The organism is Leucobacter sp. NPDC077196, from assembly GCF_040687075.1.
Lineage (GTDB): Bacteria > Actinomycetota > Actinomycetes > Actinomycetales > Microbacteriaceae > Leucobacter.
In genome coordinates this window covers 444,766-459,755 of sequence record NZ_JBFBML010000001.1, presented here as the reverse complement: position 1 = coordinate 459,755, position 14,990 = coordinate 444,766, and the positions used below count along the sequence as shown (strand labels likewise).

Sequence of the window (14,990 nt, the reverse complement as noted above, 5' to 3'; positions counted from 1 at the left end):
TCGTCTCTGCGTGATGGCGGGTTACGCGGCGGAGCGCGGGAACGCCCCGCGACCGGCGTACTTCGCCGCGCCGCCGAGCTCTTCCTCAATGCGCAGCAGCTGGTTGTACTTCGCGACGCGCTCGGATCGCGCGGGTGCACCGGTCTTGATCTGACCGCAGTCGGTGGCGACGGCGAGGTCGGCGATGGTCACGTCTTCGGTCTCACCCGAGCGATGCGACAGGATCGCCGTGTACCCCGAGCGCTGCGCGAGCTGCACGGCGTCGAGTGTCTCGGTGAGCGTGCCGATCTGGTTCACCTTGACGAGCAGCGAATTCGCCGCCCCCTGTGCGATACCGTCGGCAAGACGCTCCGGGTTCGTGACGAAGAGGTCGTCTCCCACGAGCTGCACGCGATCGCCGAGCTCGTCGGTGAGGTGCTTCCACCCCTCCCAGTCGTCTTCGGCGAGCGGGTCCTCGATCGAGACCAGCGGATACCGGTCGAGCAGGTCGGCGTAGTACGCCGACATCTCAGCGGCGGTGCGCTGCTGACCTTCGAACTTGTAGACGCCGTTCTCGAAGAACTCGGTCGACGCCACATCGAGTGCGACTGCGACGTCACGGCCCGGCTCGAGCCCAGCGCGCTTGATGGCCTCGACGATCAGGTCGAGCGCGGCCGCGTTGTGCGGCAGGTCAGGAGCGAATCCGCCCTCGTCGCCGAGCGCCGTCGCCAATCCCTGCTCCTTGAGCAGCGCCTTCAGCGCGTGATACACCTCGACGCCCCAGCGCAGGCCTTCGGAGAAGGTCTCGGCGCCGAGTGGCACCGCCATGAATTCCTGGATGTCGACGCCCGTGTCTGCGTGCGCACCACCGTTGATGATGTTCATGAGCGGCACGGGAAGCGTGCTCGCATTCGGCCCGCCGAGGTAGCGGTACAGGGGCAGCTCGGCTGCAGAAGCTGCGGCGTGCGCTACCGCGAGGCTGACACCGAGGATCGCATTCGCTCCGACGCGCTCCTTGTTCGGCGTGCCGTCGACCTCTTTCAGCGTCTCGTCGATGATGCGCTGATCATCGGCCGCGAAGCCCTCGATCGCCGGGGCCAGCTCGTCGAAGACGGCATCGACTGCGCGGGTGACGCCCTTGCCGAGGTAGCGGTCTTCGCCATCGCGAAGCTCGTACGCTTCGAACGCTCCGGTTGATGCTCCCGATGGAACCGCTGCGCGGCCCACCGAATCGTCGGTCAGGCCCACCTCGACCTCGACGGTCGGGTTGCCACGCGAATCGAGAATCTCTCGGGCGATCACTGCGTCGATAAATGCCACTATGCGCTCCTTGAAGGGGTCGGATGCCGGGTGAAGCAAAGGGTGCGGTGGGCGGGCCCACCGCACCCCAGTCTAGGGCACCGGCACGCTACGATTCCGGCTGGCCGATGGTCTTCGCGAGGCGCCTACGCGACGTCGGTGGGAGACCTCGCGTCGGTGCGACGGCAACCCAGCCTTCGATCTCACCGAGGCCAATCCACGCACCGAGCACCACCGTTCGACGCGATCCGATCGTCTTACTCGGCGAGGTCGCGAAATTCCAGCGCGTCGGGATCCGACACCCCGGCACGCACATTCGCCACGCGCGAGAAGCCTTCCTGGGCGACACGGGCGAGCAGCGTCTTCATGTTCTTCTGCCGCTTCTCGAGGCGCACGCGGTGACCGCGATCGACGAGCGCGCGCTTCAGCTCGAGCAGATCAGCCAGCGCGACGTCGGCGTCGGCGATCAGCGCCACCGATTCCGGGCCCGTCGACTCAGGCAGCGCGAGCAGATCGACGACGCGTTCGAACCCGATCGAGAACCCGACGGCCGGCACGTCCTGCCCCAGGAAGCGGCCGACCATGCCGTCGTAGCGGCCGCCGCCGCCGACCGAGCTGCCCGATCCCGGATGCGCCACCTCGAAGATGGTTCCGGTGTAGTAGCCCATGCCGCGCACGAGCGTCGGGTCGAAGCGCACAGAGACGCCCGCGGGCAGGCCTCCCTCGAGCGCGTCGCCGAGGGCCGCGAGATTGGCGACGCCGTCTGCTGCGGCTCCTTCTGGAAGCACGCCTGCGATCGCTTCGCGCGTCAACGGAATACCGGTGCCCAGGCCGTCCGCACCGAGCGCGGGTTCGACCGCCGCGAGTACCTCCCCGATGCGGTCAGCGGCTGCGGAATCGATCGCGCGCAGCTCGTCGACGACGCCGCTCGCGCCGATCTTGTCGAGCTTGTCGATGATGATCAGCGCACGGTCGTGCGTCTCGGCGGCGAAGCCGCAGTGCGTGAGCAGACCGAAGAGGATCCGCCGATCGTTCACGCGGATGACGCAGCCGGCGAGACCGAGCGCTGCGAGCGCCTGCGAGGTCGCCGTGATGAGTTCGATCTCCGCGAGCAGCCCCGCTTCCCCGATGATGTCGATGTCGGCCTGCACGAACTGGCGGTAGCGGCCCTTCTGCGGGCGCTCGGCGCGCCAGACCGGCGCGATCTGGATGGAGCGGAACACCGGAGGCAGCTCAGCGCGGTGCGTCGCGAAGAACCGCGTGAGCGGCACGGTGAGGTCGAAGCGCAGCCCCAGGTCGGCGAGCTGCTCAGCATCGCCGGACTCGGCGGCTGCGGCGAGCGCCTCAGGCCGAATGCCGCGCTTCAAGATGGAAAAGCTCAGCTTCTCGTTGTCGCCGCCGAGCCCGGCGTGCAGCCGTGCGTAGTCCTCGACCACCGGCGTCTCGATCTCATCGAAACCGTGCGAGCGGTAGACGCTCCTGATGATCCCGAGCGCGTGCTCGCGACGCGCCTTGTCGGCGGGAAGAAAATCGCGCATGCCGCGCGGCGGGTTCACGGGTTGGGCCATGGTTCACCATTCTTCCACGGCTCGCACCCGCTCGCCCGCCGCCCTCGGCTGTGCTCATGCTTAGTGTTGCACGGGCGGCTCGGCGCCGTAGCCGGTCAGCGCGCGCACTTCCATCTCGGCTGCCAGCCGCTGCGACTCGCGACGCGAGCTCGTCACGGAGCCGAGCCAGCCGAGCAGGAAACCGAGCGGGATCGATACGATGCCCGGGTTCTTCAAGGGGAAGATCGCGAAGTCCACTCCCGCGCCGAGCATGGCGGTCTCATCGCCCGACACGACGGGCGAGAGCGCGATGAGCACGACTGCCGAGAGCAGCCCGCCGACCATCGACCACACCGCTCCGCGCGTGGTGAACCTCGACCAGAAGAGCGAGTACAGAATCGTTGGGAGGTTGGCCGATGCGGCGACCGCGAAGGCCAACGCGACGAGGAAGGCGACGTTCTGGCCCTGCACGCCGATTCCGCCGAGGATCGCCGCGGCGCCGATCACGAGCGTCGTGATCCGGGCGACCTTCACCTCTTGCGTGGCCGAAGCACGGCCCTTCTTGAGCACGCTGTTGTAGATGTCGTGCGCGAACGAGGCCGACGCAGTGATCGTGAGGCCGGCGACGACGGCGAGGATCGTCGCGAAGGCAACGGCCGAGATGAAGCCGAGCAGCACAGGGCCGCCGAGTTCTGCCGCGAGCAGCGGCGCAGCGGAGTTCTGGCCGCCCGGTGCGTCGGCGATGGTCTGCGGCCCGACGAGCGCGCCCGCGCCGTAGCCGAGCACCAGCGTGAACAGGTAGAAGATGCCGATCAGCCAGATCGCCCAGACGACCGACTTTCGCGCGTCCTTCGCCGTGGGTACCGTGTAGAAGCGCATGAGCACGTGCGGGAGGCCGGCGGTGCCGAGCACCAGGGCGAGTGCGAGTGACACGAAGTCGATGGGGTTCGAGCCGTATTGCAGACCGGGCGCGAGAATCGCGGCGCCGTTCGAGTTCTCCGGGTGCTGCACCGCGGCGTCGAGCACGGCGGCGAAGTTGAAACCCTTCAGCGCGAGCACCCAGATCGTCATCGCGGCAGCCCCGGCGATGAGCAGCACGGCTTTGATGATCTGCACCCAAGTGGTGCCCTTCATCCCGCCGATGAGTACGTAGCAGATCATGACGACCCCGACGACGGCGATGACGAGCGACTGCCCCAACCCGTCATCGACCCCGAGCAGCAGCGAGACGAGGCCGCCGGCTCCCGCCATCTGGGCGAGGAGGTAGAAGAACGACACGGCCAGCGTGGTCAGCGCCGCCGCCATGCGCACCGGGCGTTGCTGCAGCCTGAACGACAGCACATCGGCCATGGTGAACTTCGCGGTGTTGCGCATGAGCTCGGCGACGAGCAGCAGCGCCACCAGCCAGGCGACGAGGAACCCGATGGAGTAGAGAAACCCGTCGTACCCGTTGATCGCGATCGCTCCCACGATGCCGAGAAACGATGCCGCCGAGAGGTAGTCGCCGGCGATGGCGATGCCGTTCTGCCGCCCGGAGAAGGAGCGACCGCCCGCGTAGAAGTCAGCCGCGCTCTTGTTGTTGCGGCTCGCGCGAATGACGATCACCATCGTCACCGCGACGAACGCGAGGAAGATGGAGATGTTGAGCACAGGATTCTGCTCGGTCTGGGTCGCCTCGGCGTGATGGAGCATCGCGTTCATCGCGTTCCCTCCTCCTCCATCGCCTCGAGTTCGGCCCGGAGCGCCGCTGTGCGCGGGTCGAGGCGGCGGTTCGCGACGCGCACGTAGGCCATGGTGATCGCGAATGTGGTGATGAACTGTGCGAGTCCGAACCACAGGCCGACATTCAGGCCGAGCATGGGCGTCGCCATGAGATCGTGCGCATACGCGGCGAGCACCACGTACAGCAAGAACCAGAGCATGAAGGCCACCGCCAACGGAAATACGAAGCTCCGAAAGCGGTGCTTCAGTTCTCGGAACTCGGGTCGGGCCTGGAATGCGACGTAATCGACGGAATCCCACTGCTTTTCTGGCGTGGGTACTGGTTCGGTCACTCGTTTCTCCCTTGAATTCAAGCGTCCTCGGCGCAATGTTGCGACGACTCATGCTGATCCTAGAAAGCCGGTGTTAGCGTGAGCTACCTCCGAAAGTGGGTAATTGCGCATGCAGCGGGCGGCAGAGGATCACGTGCAGAGCATCTTGAGCGATGCGGTCTCCGAGTTCGCCAGAACGACGCGCTTCGCTGTGGCGTTCGGCGGTCTCGAGCGTGCGGGAGACGCCATCGTCACCGCCGTTTCGGGCTTGGAGCACGGTTCGCTCGAGGGGCTGCTCGTGCGGGGCGACCGCGGCCTCGGCGGGCGCGCGCTGCGAGAGGGCCGACCCCGAATCGCCGTGAACTACGTGCGCAGTCGACAGATCACCCACGAGTACGACGCGTACGTCGTCGACGAAGGAATCATCGGACTCTTCGCGGTGCCCGTGCTCGTGGATGGGGCCGCCCGGGCGGTACTGTACGGCGGCACCCGCGAGCCCGGGATGCCCGGAAATGGATTCGTGCGGGCGGCGGGCGGCATCGTTCGAGATCTCGCGCACGAGCTGCGCGTCGAGTTCGAGGTTGCGCGTCGGCTCGAGGCGCGACGCAGCGAAACCGAGTCGCTCCGGTCATCGGCGCAGCTTCCGGCTCCGGCCATCGAGGTACTGCGCAATGTCCATGCCGGGGTGCGCGGCGCGCTCGCCGAGGCATCCTCCCCCGCACTGCGCGGGCGGCTGAGCGGCATCGAGCGTCGGCTCACCGATTTCTCCGCACCGTCGGCCCTGTCGAGCAGCATTGCCGAAGCGGCGCGTCCGGTGCGGCTCTCCCCCAGGGAGATCGACACGCTCGCGCAGGTCGCGCTCGGGGCGACGAACGCTGAGATCGGCGAGTGCCTCGGCCTCACCGAGAACACGGTGAAGAGCTACCTCAACGCCGCGATGACGAAACTCGATGCGTCCACGCGCCATGCGGCTGTTTCGCGCGCCCGCGCGCTCGGCCTGCTCGTATGACGCGCTGCCTGTGCCCGGCTCGCCGGTACCTCACCCGCCGCTGTGCAGCACACGCGCGGTCAGGCGATCGACGGCGAGGCGCAGGGCGCGATCGGGATCCACGCCGGCTCGATTCGCCCGCATCAGCATTGCGAGCATCGCGTCACCGATCCCGAACTCCGCGAGCCGCTGCTCGTCGGGGCCGATGAGCGCCGCGAGCGGGTCCTCGGGGTAGGCATCGCCCGCCCCAGGATCGATGAACCCCGCACGCTTCAAGCGCTCGATGACCTTCGCAGCGCGGGCGAGCGTCGGCATGCCGGCGGGAATCCCCTCGAGTGGGCCGCGCGACCCGCGCTCCTCCCCCGCCGCGTCTTCCTTGAGGCGCTCCCACTCGGCGTGCAGTTCTTCCACGGTCATGTGTCCGCGATCCCCGAAGACGTGCGGGTGCCGGTTCACGAGCTTGTCGTTGAGCGCAGTGGCGATGCTCTCGAAGTCGTAGCCCTCGACGTCGCGCTCTGCAATCGCTGCGTGGAACAGCACCTGATACAGCACGTCGCCGAGTTCCGACTGCACCTCCGCAGCGGGAAGCTCGCGCTCGACCGCGTCGATGAGCTCGGCGGTCTCCTCGACGAGGAACTGCGTCAGCGACTCGTGCGTCTGCGCCTCGTGCCAGGCGCAGCCTCCCGGGGCGACGAGTCGGCGCACCGTCTCCATCAGAGCATCGAACGGACGTGGGTCACCGGCTGCGTCGGTCCTCATGCTCACCCACTCTATCTGGCGCCGCCACCCTGAAAGGTGCCTGATTGCCTGGTTCGGCCCTGGGACTACCAGCTGGGCAATCGACGCATACTAGGGGGAAACTTTCATGACGGAAACGAAGTCGCTGTTCAAGGTCGCCGGCATTTTCGGTGCTGCGGCGCTGACACTCAGCCTGGCTTCCTGCTCGGGCGGGCAGAGCGTCGCAGACGCGTGCAACATCGCGAACTCCACGGTGAACGAGGCGACCGGCGACCTGCAGAGCGTGCTCTCAGACGCGACGTCGGGTGAGGGCGATCTGAGCGCCGCATTCGACCCCATCACCGAAGCACTCGAGGATGCGCAGTCGGAGGTCACGAACGAAGAGGTCTCGACGGCACTCGCGAGCTTCACCGACGAGCTCTCCGCAATGAGCGGCACGCTCGAGGGCTACGAGATCCCCGATGCGAGCAGCATCGATCCCGCTGACCCCGAGGCGATGGACAAGCTCGACCAGATGCAGGCAGAGGCCGAGGAGATGACCACCAAGCTCCAGGAGCAGTCGACGTCTCTCACCGAGGCCGGGCAGAACCTGCAGGACATCTGCACCGCTGGCTGATCTGCTGTGAAGCACGAAGGCCTCGCACCGACTGGTGCGAGGCCTTCGTCATTGCCGGATCGCGTCGGGCGCGGCCGGCTCAGGCCGGCGGCTGCGGATCCTCCTCGAGCAGGGTCGACAGTACACGACCCGTCCATGCCACGATGTCTCCCTCGTCGCCCACGTGCTTCTGCCCGACACCGGCGAGCGGACTGCGCGATGAAGCCGTGCCACCGGGGAGGGGAATCTGCAGGCTCTTCGACGCCTCGACGTACCGGGAGCCCGGATACATGCGGTTCATGCGCATGCGACGGGAGTCGAGCAGCTCGACCGGCTCGATACGGAGCGCGGGGCCCGCAGCGACGAGCTTGGCGAGACCGAGTCGCGATGCCCGACGCCGGAGCGCGGAGACGGCCGCGAGTCGCTCCACCTCGACGGGAGGCGCCCCGTAGCGGTCGGTGAGCTCTTCGAGCACCAGCGTCACGTGATCAGCGGGGGCCTGCGGGTGCGACGCCGCCGAGAACTTCTGGTACGCCTCGAGCCGCAGCCGCTCGCTCTCCACGTACTCCTCGGGAATGTGAGCATCGACGGGGAGCTCGAGCACGAGCTCAGTGGTCCCTGCGACCTCCTCGCCCTTGAACGTGCTGACGGCCTCGCCGATCATGCGAAGATACAGGTCGAAGCCGACGCCTGCGATATGACCGGACTGCTCACCGCCGAGCAGATTGCCGGCTCCGCGCAGTTCGAGATCTTTCAGCGCGACCTGCATTCCGGAGCCGAGTTCGTTGTTCGTCGCCAGCGTGTCCAGGCGCTCATGCGCGTGCTCGGTGAGCGGCTTGTCGGGATCGTAGAGGAAGTAGGCGTAGGCTCGCTCCCGGCTGCGACCGACGCGCCCGCGCAGCTGGTGCAGCTGACTCAAACCGTACTTGTCGGCGCTGTCGATGATGATGGTGTTCGCGTTCGCGATATCGAGACCGGTCTCGATGATCGTCGTCGAGACGAGCACGTCGAACTTGCGCTCCCAGAAGTCTTGCACCACCTGTTCGAGCTGGTGCTCGCCGAGCTTGCCGTGCGCGACCGCGACCCGCGCCTCGGGCACGAGCTCGGCGATCTGATTCGCGATCCTCGTGATCGACTGCACGCGGTTGTGCACGAAGAACACCTGCCCCTCGCGCAGCAGTTCGCGACGAATTGCTGCGGTGATCTGCTTGTCGCTGCGCGGCCCGACGAACGTGAGAATCGGGTGACGGTCTTCGGGCGCGGTGGCGAGTGTCGACATCTCGCGGATTCCGGTGACGGCCATTTCGAGTGTGCGCGGAATCGGCGTCGCGCTCATCGCGAGAATATCGACATTCGTCTTGAGCTTCTTCAGCGAGTCCTTGTGCTCCACGCCGAACCGCTGCTCCTCATCGATGATGACGAGCCCGAGATCTTTGTAGTGCACGTTCTCGGAGAGCAGCCGATGCGTGCCGATGACCACGTCGACGGTGCCTGCCGCGAGACCCTCGAGCGTGTCTCGCGATTCCTTGTCGGACTGGAATCGGCTGAGCGGCCGCAGGCGCACCGGGAACCCGGCGAACCGGTTCTGAAACGTCTCGAGGTGCTGCGTCACGAGCAGCGTCGTGGGGACGAGGATCGCGACCTGCTTGCCGTCTTGCACGGCTTTGAAGGCCGCACGCACGGCGACCTCGGTCTTGCCGAATCCAACGTCGCCGGCGATGAGGCGATCCATGGGAATCGTGCGCTCCATGTCGCGCTTGACCTCGTCGATCGTGGTGAGCTGATCGAGCGTCTCCGGGTGCGGGAATGCCTCTTCGAGCTCGTGCTGCCACGGCGTATCCGAGGAGAATGCGAAGCCCTTCGATGCCACGCGCGCCGAGTAGAGCTTCACGAGTTCGACGGCGATGTCGCGCACGGCCTTGCGGGCCTTCTTCTTGGCGGTCGCCCAGTCACTGCCGCCCATCTTCGAGAGGGTCGGCGCTTCGCCGCCGACGTACCGCGAGAGCTGGTCCAGCTGGTCGGTGGGCACGTAGAGCTTGTCGCGCGGCATCCCCCGCTTCGTCGAGGAATACTCGAGCACGAGATACTCGCGCAGCGCCTTCGTCGCGTCGCGACCGACTCCCGTGGGCACCATGCGCTGGGTGAGCTCGACGAACTGGCCGATGCCGTGCGTCTCATGAACGACGTAATCGCCGGCGACGAGCTTCAACGGGTCGACGACGTTCTTGCCGCGACGCTTCGCGAGCTTCTGGCCGGAGGCGGCTTGCGAACCCGCCGATCGACCGAAGAATTCGGCCTCCGTCGCCAGGAGCAGACTCGCCTCGGTGCTCTCGAACCCCGACCAGGCGGTGCCCGTGACGAGGTACACGATTCCGTCTTCCCAGACCTCGGGGAGCTCATCCACGATGCGCGCCGCGGCGCCGGCGTCGGAGAGCACGTCGCGGGCGCGCTCGACGAGACCGATGCCCTGCGCCGAGACCACCGCATGCCAGCCATCGCGCAGGCGTTCCCCGATCAACCGAATCGCCGCGCCGGTCGCATCTCCGGCCTGCGCCGGCTTGGGGAACGCCCCGCCCGGCACCGCGACCACGGCAGGATCGCCCGGCCTTCCCGCGTCGATGCCGTCAGCGCCGGGAACCGCGTCGTCTCGCACGAAGTTCGACACCGACCACCACGGTCTCCCCTGCGACACCGCACGCAGCTCACCGAGGGCCAGCATCCCGCTGTCTTCGACCGGTACGGGCGCGTCGGCCCCCGCGGTCGCCGCCTGCCACGCCGCCTCGAGGAACTCCCGGTTCGTGTCGGCAAGGCTCACTGCGCGGCTCGCAACGCGCTCGGGCGACGCGACGAGCACGGCTCCACCGTCGGGAAGCAGCGCGGTGATCGGCGCGAGACCGGGAACGAGCTGGGGCAACAGGCTTTCCATGCCTTCGACGGCAATGCCCTGGCTCATCTTCTCGAGCAGTGACCCGAGCGCCGGGAAGCGCGGCAGAAGTTCCGCGGCGCGCTCGCGCACCTCGTCGGTGAGCAGGAGTTCGCGCGCCGGCCAGAGCTCGATCGCATCGAGCGGGTCACCTGCGCTGCGCTGATCGGATACGGCGAAGCGCTTGATCTGGTCGATCTCGTCGCCGAAGAAATCGACGCGCACGGCCTGATCCGCAGTCGGCGGGAAGACGTCGAGAATGCCGCCGCGCACCGCGAATTCGCCGCGTCGCGTCACCATGTCGACACGCGTGTAGGCGTACTCGACGAGGCGCCGCGCGATCGTCTCGAGACCATGCGTGTCGCGCTCGGCTGCGAGCACGATGGGTTCTGCCGAAGCGGCGTGCGGAGACACGGGCTGCAGCGCGGCGCGAACAGAAGCCACCATGACGAGCGGGGCCTCGCCATCGTACTCGCGGAGCAGCCGCAGTGACTCTGCGCGGCGCCCGACCGTCTCTGCGCTCGGGCTCAGCCGCTCGTGCGGCAGCGTCTCCCACGCGGGGAACTCGGTGGTGACGGCCTCCGGCAGCAATGACGCGAGTGCGGTGCGGAGCGCGTCGGCCTCGCGGCTCGTCGCTGCGATGACGAGCAGAGCTCCGCGATCCCCGGCAGCGCGTCGTCTGCGGAGGAGCCCGGCGATGAGGGGCGCCCGCAGGCCCTCGACTACCGAGAACTCTGCATCCTGGGCGCTCGCATCGAGTGCAGCGGCGAAAGACGGCGATGACTCGAGCAGCCGGTCGAGCCCGCGCAGCGTCACTGGGCGCTCCTGCCGTGGAAACGCTGCTGCGCAGCGAGCAGCCCCTCGTCGACGAGGCATTCGGCTGCGTCTGCAGCGTCTTCGAGGAGCACCGGCAGCGTGCTGCGCTCAGCGGAGGCGAAGGGCTTCAGCACGAAATCAGCGGGATCCTGCTGGCCCGGGGGGCGCCCGATGCCGATGCGCACGCGCAAGAAGCCCGGGGTGTCGAGTGCTTTGGCAATGTCTCGCAGGCCGTTGTGCCCTCCATGGCCGCCGCCCTGCTTCAGCTTCACGGCGTCGAACGGCAGGTCGAGCTCGTCATGGAGCACGATGACGCGCTCGGCCGGCACCGCGAAGTACTTCGCGAGTGCCGAGGTCGGCCCGCCCGACGTGTTCATGTACCCGTTCGACTTCGCGAGAATGAGCTTCGGCCCGCCCGCACGCAGGCGCCCCTCGGCGACGCGCGCACCCGCGCGATGGGACGAGAAGCGGCCGCCGATGCGGTTCGCGAGCACGTCGAGCGCCATCTGCCCGACGTTGTGTCGCGTCGCCTCGTACTTCGCGCCCGGGTTGCCCAGACCGACGATGAGCCAGGTGTCATCCGACACGGGATCCTCCGCTTTCTTCCGCTTCCACCACACCATCAGTTCCCCCTTCGGCGTCCATCATCGCAGCCGCCGCAGACACTCGCCCGAACAGACGAACGGCCCGTCGGCCGGCGACGCATCGCCGAGCCGACGGGCCCGTAATCGTGTGGAGGTTACTCCGCAGCCTCTGCGGTCTCGTCCTCGTCCTCGGCAGCGCCGCGCGGCACGACGATGTTCACGACGAGCTGCTGGGGATCGCCGAGGAGCGTCGCGCCCTCGGGCAGGGCGATGTCGCCCGCGTGGATCTGGGCGCCCTCTTCGAGCCCCTCGACGCTGACCTCGACGCTGTCGGGGATCGACGCAGCCGGAGCGCTCAGGTGCAGGCTGTTGAGCTCCTGCAGAGCGTTCGTGCCGGAGAAGGACTCGCCGGTGACGTGCACGCGCACCTCGACCTCGACGGTCTCGCCCTGCTGGATCACGATCAGGTCGATGTGCTCGATGATCTGGCGCACCGGATCCTTCTGCACATCCTTGACGAGCACGAGCTGCTTCTTGCCCGCGATGTCGAGCTCGATGAGCGCGTTCGCATGACGGATGATCAGGCTGAGCGGGTGCGTGTCGACCGACACGTGGATCGGATCGGAACCGTGGCCGTACACGACTGCCGGGGTCTGACCGGCGGCGCGGAGCTTGCGCGCCGCTCCCTTGCCGAAGCTCTCGCGTGCGTGGCCGACGAGCTGACTGGTCTCGCTCATAGTGATTTCTCCTTGCGGGCTCTCGCCCAATGAGGGCGGTCTGGCCGCCGGATTGGTGTCTCGCACTTGCGCTATTCACGCAGCAAGATGGCCCGCTGAGGCAGTCCGTCCCGCGTCGATCACGGGCTCGCAGGCCCCTCGCCGAAGTACAGCCTCCGAGTTTACACCATCCGCGAGGAGGCGTTGCGCCCGTGGATCCGCGCAGACAGAGTCGTCGCTGCGGCGTGCACCTCGGCGGCGAGCGCTGCGGCGACCTCGGTCTCGACCGCTCCCTCCGGGTACGTCACCGCGATCGCCGCGACGGGCCACCCCCGGTGATCCGGAACCGCCACACCGATCGACGACAATCCTGCAGTGACCGAGCCCTCTTCGAGCGCGTAGCCACGGGTGCGCGTCGCGTCGAGCACGCTCCGCAATCGCGAATAGCGGTCGATGCCATCGGGGTCGTCGTGTCGGTGCACGAATGCATCGCGGTCGGGGAAGAGCGCGCGCACCTGGGCTTTCGGGAGCGCGGCGAGAATCGCTCGGCCACTCGCGGTCGCCTGCATGGGCAGCCGCACGTCGACGTCCGTCACCAGCGGCGGCGACCCGGGAGCGCGCTCCTCGACGACGTAGAGCACGTCGCGCCCGTGCGGCACGGCCAGATGCCCGCTGAGGCGCACGCGATCGACGAGTGCGGCGAGGAGCGGCCGTCCGATCCTCGCGAGGGGTTCCTGGCGCGCATACGCCGAGCTCAGCTCGACCGCCGCGATGCCGAGACCGAAGCGCCGCTCCTCTGGCAGATGCATCACGAAGCCGTGCTCCTGCAGCGTGTCGAGCAGGTGGTACACCGTCGAGCGCGGCAGGTCGAGCCTGCTCGCGATCATGCTTGCGGCGAGCGGGCCGCGGGAGCCGGCGAGCAGGCTCAGAATCCGCAGCGTCTGGTCGGCCGCCGGAACCTTCGGGGTGCTCACCCTGCGCAGCCTATCCGCTCGATGCCTCGTACGGCTCAGTCGAGCGGCGCGCCCAGCGCCTTCGTGAGCGCGGCGGTGACGGAGCCGCTCACGATCAGGTCGTTCGCGGCCGCGATCGTCGGCGAGAGGAAGGTGTCGGTCTCGGGCGCGGGAATGCGGGTGCGGAAGAGTTCGTGGATCGCTGCCGTCGCAGGCGCAGGATCGCCGAATCCTTCTGCCGCCCGGAAGTCGAGGGCTCGCGTCGCGGCAAGCAGTTCGATGCCGAGCACGCGTGCGAGGCCGTCGATGGAGCGGCGCAGCTTGCGCCCGGCGGCCCACCCCATCGAGACGTGATCCTCCTGCATCGCCGAAGACGGTATCGAATCGACCGATGCCGGAGCCGCGAGACGCTTGAGCTCCGAGACGATCCCCGCAGCCGTGTACTGCGCGATCATGAGCCCGGAGTCGAGACCCGCGTCGGCCGCCAGAAACGGTGGCAGCCCGTGGTTCCGCGCCACATCCAAGAAGCGATCGGTGCGCCGCTCGGAGATGCTCGCGACATCTGCCACGGCGATGGCGAGGAAATCGAGCACGTACCCGACGGGAGCGCCGTGGAAGTTGCCGTTGGATTCGACGCGCCCATCGGGCAGAACGACGGGATTGTCGATCGCGGAGACGAGTTCGATACTTGCGACGCGGGCTGCATGCGCGGCGGTATCGCGAGCGGCGCCGTGCACCTGCGGTGCGCACCTCAGCGAGTACGCGTCTTGCACTCGGGTGAACTCGCCCTCGCGCGGTCGCTGCACCAAGCGGGAGCCCGCGAGCACGCGCACCATGTTCGCCGCGGAGGTCGCCTGACCGGGGTGCGGGCGAAGCGCGTGCAAGTCCGCAGCGAACACCGCGTCGGTGCCCGTGAGGCCTTCGACTGAGGCGGCGGCGGCGGCGTCCGCGATCGTCAGCAGGTGGGCGAGGTCAGTGAGCGCGAGACAGAGCATTCCGAGCATGCCGTCGGTGCCGTTGATCAGCGCGAGCCCCTCCTTCTCCGCGAGCACGAGGGGCTTGATGCCCGCCTCGGCGAGCGCACGAGCGGCGGGTACCGGGGCACCCTGGGGGTCTGCCGCCGTGTGCACATCGCCTTCTCCCATCAGGGTGAGCGCGCAGTGCGCGAGCGGGCTCAGGTCTCCCGAGCACCCGAGCGAGCCGTACTCGTGCACGACCGGGGTGATCCCCGCATTCAGGATCGCGGCGTAGCTCTCGACGACCTCGAGTCGCACGCCGGTGCGGCCGCTGGCGAGGGTATTCAGCCGGAGCAGCATCAGCGCGCGCACGACCTCGCGCTCCACTTCCGATCCCGCGCCTGCGGCGTGCGATCGGATCAGGCTGCGCTGCAGCTGCTGGCGCTTCTCGACCGGGATCTGCACCTTGGCGAGCGCGCCAAAGCCCGTGGAGATTCCATAGTGCGGCCGGCTGTCGTTCGCCAGGTCCTCGATAACCTTGCGGCTCGCCTGCACGCGCTCACGGCTGACCTCGGAGATGCTGATACGGGCGTCGTGCCTGGCGACCGAGACGACGTCTGCGATGGCGAGCGGCGCGTCGCCGAGCACGACGGGTGCGGAATCTGAAGCTGTCATGCTTCGATCACACCGCATGGCGTGCCCGACGACCAGCACGCGCAGCATGCGCGTGTCTGGGATCCCGGACCGCATGGCGCATCCGGAATCCCGGACGCATTGCTCAGCGCCGGTGCTGCGCACACGCTCGGCATCACTCCAGACTGGTGTCAGCACCGCCGTTCGCGCCATGCGCCTGAGCACCTGTT

12 protein-coding genes are annotated in these 14,990 nt (G+C 68.0%); 2 read left to right on the top strand and 10 right to left on the bottom strand.

The window, feature by feature from the left end; translation table 11 throughout:
• Positions 1-21: 21 nt before the first annotated feature.
• From eno to AB0O71_RS02185, 4 genes are all read right to left on the bottom strand, one after another.
• Positions 22-1,299 (bottom strand): phosphopyruvate hydratase, encoded by a 1,278-nt coding sequence (eno, locus tag AB0O71_RS02200; protein WP_363741367.1) that lies wholly within the window; start codon positions 1,297-1,299, stop codon positions 22-24.
• Between the two features lie 236 nt (positions 1,300-1,535).
• Positions 1,536-2,846, bottom strand: a complete 1,311-nt coding sequence (hisS, locus tag AB0O71_RS02195) for a histidine--tRNA ligase (RefSeq protein WP_363741364.1) — start codon at positions 2,844-2,846, stop codon at positions 1,536-1,538.
• 60 nt (positions 2,847-2,906) lie between these two features.
• Positions 2,907-4,526, bottom strand: a complete 1,620-nt coding sequence (locus AB0O71_RS02190; protein WP_363741362.1) for a cation acetate symporter — start codon at positions 4,524-4,526, stop codon at positions 2,907-2,909.
• Positions 4,523-4,879, bottom strand: coding sequence for a DUF485 domain-containing protein (locus tag AB0O71_RS02185; RefSeq protein ID WP_363741360.1), 357 nt, complete (start codon positions 4,877-4,879; stop codon positions 4,523-4,525). Before AB0O71_RS02185 ends, AB0O71_RS02190 begins: the two co-directional genes overlap by 4 nt.
• A 109-nt stretch (positions 4,880-4,988) precedes the next feature.
• Here AB0O71_RS02185 and AB0O71_RS02180 point away from each other — a divergent pair, with 109 nt between their 5' ends.
• The gene (locus AB0O71_RS02180; protein WP_363741358.1) at positions 4,989-5,867 is read left to right on the top strand and encodes a LuxR C-terminal-related transcriptional regulator; all 879 of its coding nucleotides are present in this window, start codon (positions 4,989-4,991) and stop codon (positions 5,865-5,867) included.
• A 30-nt stretch (positions 5,868-5,897) separates the two neighbouring features.
• Here the strand turns inward: AB0O71_RS02180 and AB0O71_RS02175 are convergent, their stop codons facing one another.
• The gene (locus AB0O71_RS02175) at positions 5,898-6,605 is read right to left on the bottom strand and encodes a MazG nucleotide pyrophosphohydrolase domain-containing protein (RefSeq protein ID WP_363741356.1); all 708 of its coding nucleotides are present in this window, start codon (positions 6,603-6,605) and stop codon (positions 5,898-5,900) included.
• A 106-nt stretch (positions 6,606-6,711) separates the two neighbouring features.
• On the opposite strand from AB0O71_RS02175, the gene AB0O71_RS02170 reads away from it, so the two are divergent.
• Positions 6,712-7,200, top strand: coding sequence for a hypothetical protein (locus tag AB0O71_RS02170; RefSeq protein ID WP_363741354.1), 489 nt, complete (start codon positions 6,712-6,714; stop codon positions 7,198-7,200).
• A gap of 79 nt (positions 7,201-7,279) precedes the next feature.
• Here the strand turns inward: AB0O71_RS02170 and mfd are convergent, their stop codons facing one another.
• The 5 genes from mfd to hutH form a co-directional block, all read right to left on the bottom strand.
• Positions 7,280-10,918, bottom strand: coding sequence for a transcription-repair coupling factor (mfd, locus tag AB0O71_RS02165; RefSeq protein WP_363741352.1), 3,639 nt, complete (start codon positions 10,916-10,918; stop codon positions 7,280-7,282).
• Entirely contained in the window at positions 10,915-11,541 is a 627-nt protein-coding gene (pth, locus tag AB0O71_RS02160) for an aminoacyl-tRNA hydrolase (RefSeq protein WP_363741350.1), read from the bottom strand. The genes mfd and pth overlap by 4 nt, the downstream gene beginning before the upstream one ends.
• A gap of 116 nt (positions 11,542-11,657) precedes the next feature.
• Positions 11,658-12,239, bottom strand: coding sequence for a 50S ribosomal protein L25/general stress protein Ctc (locus tag AB0O71_RS02155; protein ID WP_363741346.1), 582 nt, complete (start codon positions 12,237-12,239; stop codon positions 11,658-11,660).
• Between the two features lie 161 nt (positions 12,240-12,400).
• On the bottom strand, positions 12,401-13,192 hold the full coding sequence (locus AB0O71_RS02150) for an IclR family transcriptional regulator (RefSeq protein WP_363741343.1): 792 nt from the start codon (positions 13,190-13,192) through the stop codon (positions 12,401-12,403).
• 35 nt (positions 13,193-13,227) lie between these two features.
• A complete protein-coding gene (hutH, locus tag AB0O71_RS02145) occupies positions 13,228-14,802 on the bottom strand; it encodes a histidine ammonia-lyase (RefSeq protein ID WP_363741341.1) in 1,575 nt (524 codons plus the stop codon).
• Positions 14,803-14,990: the final 188 nt, after the last annotated feature.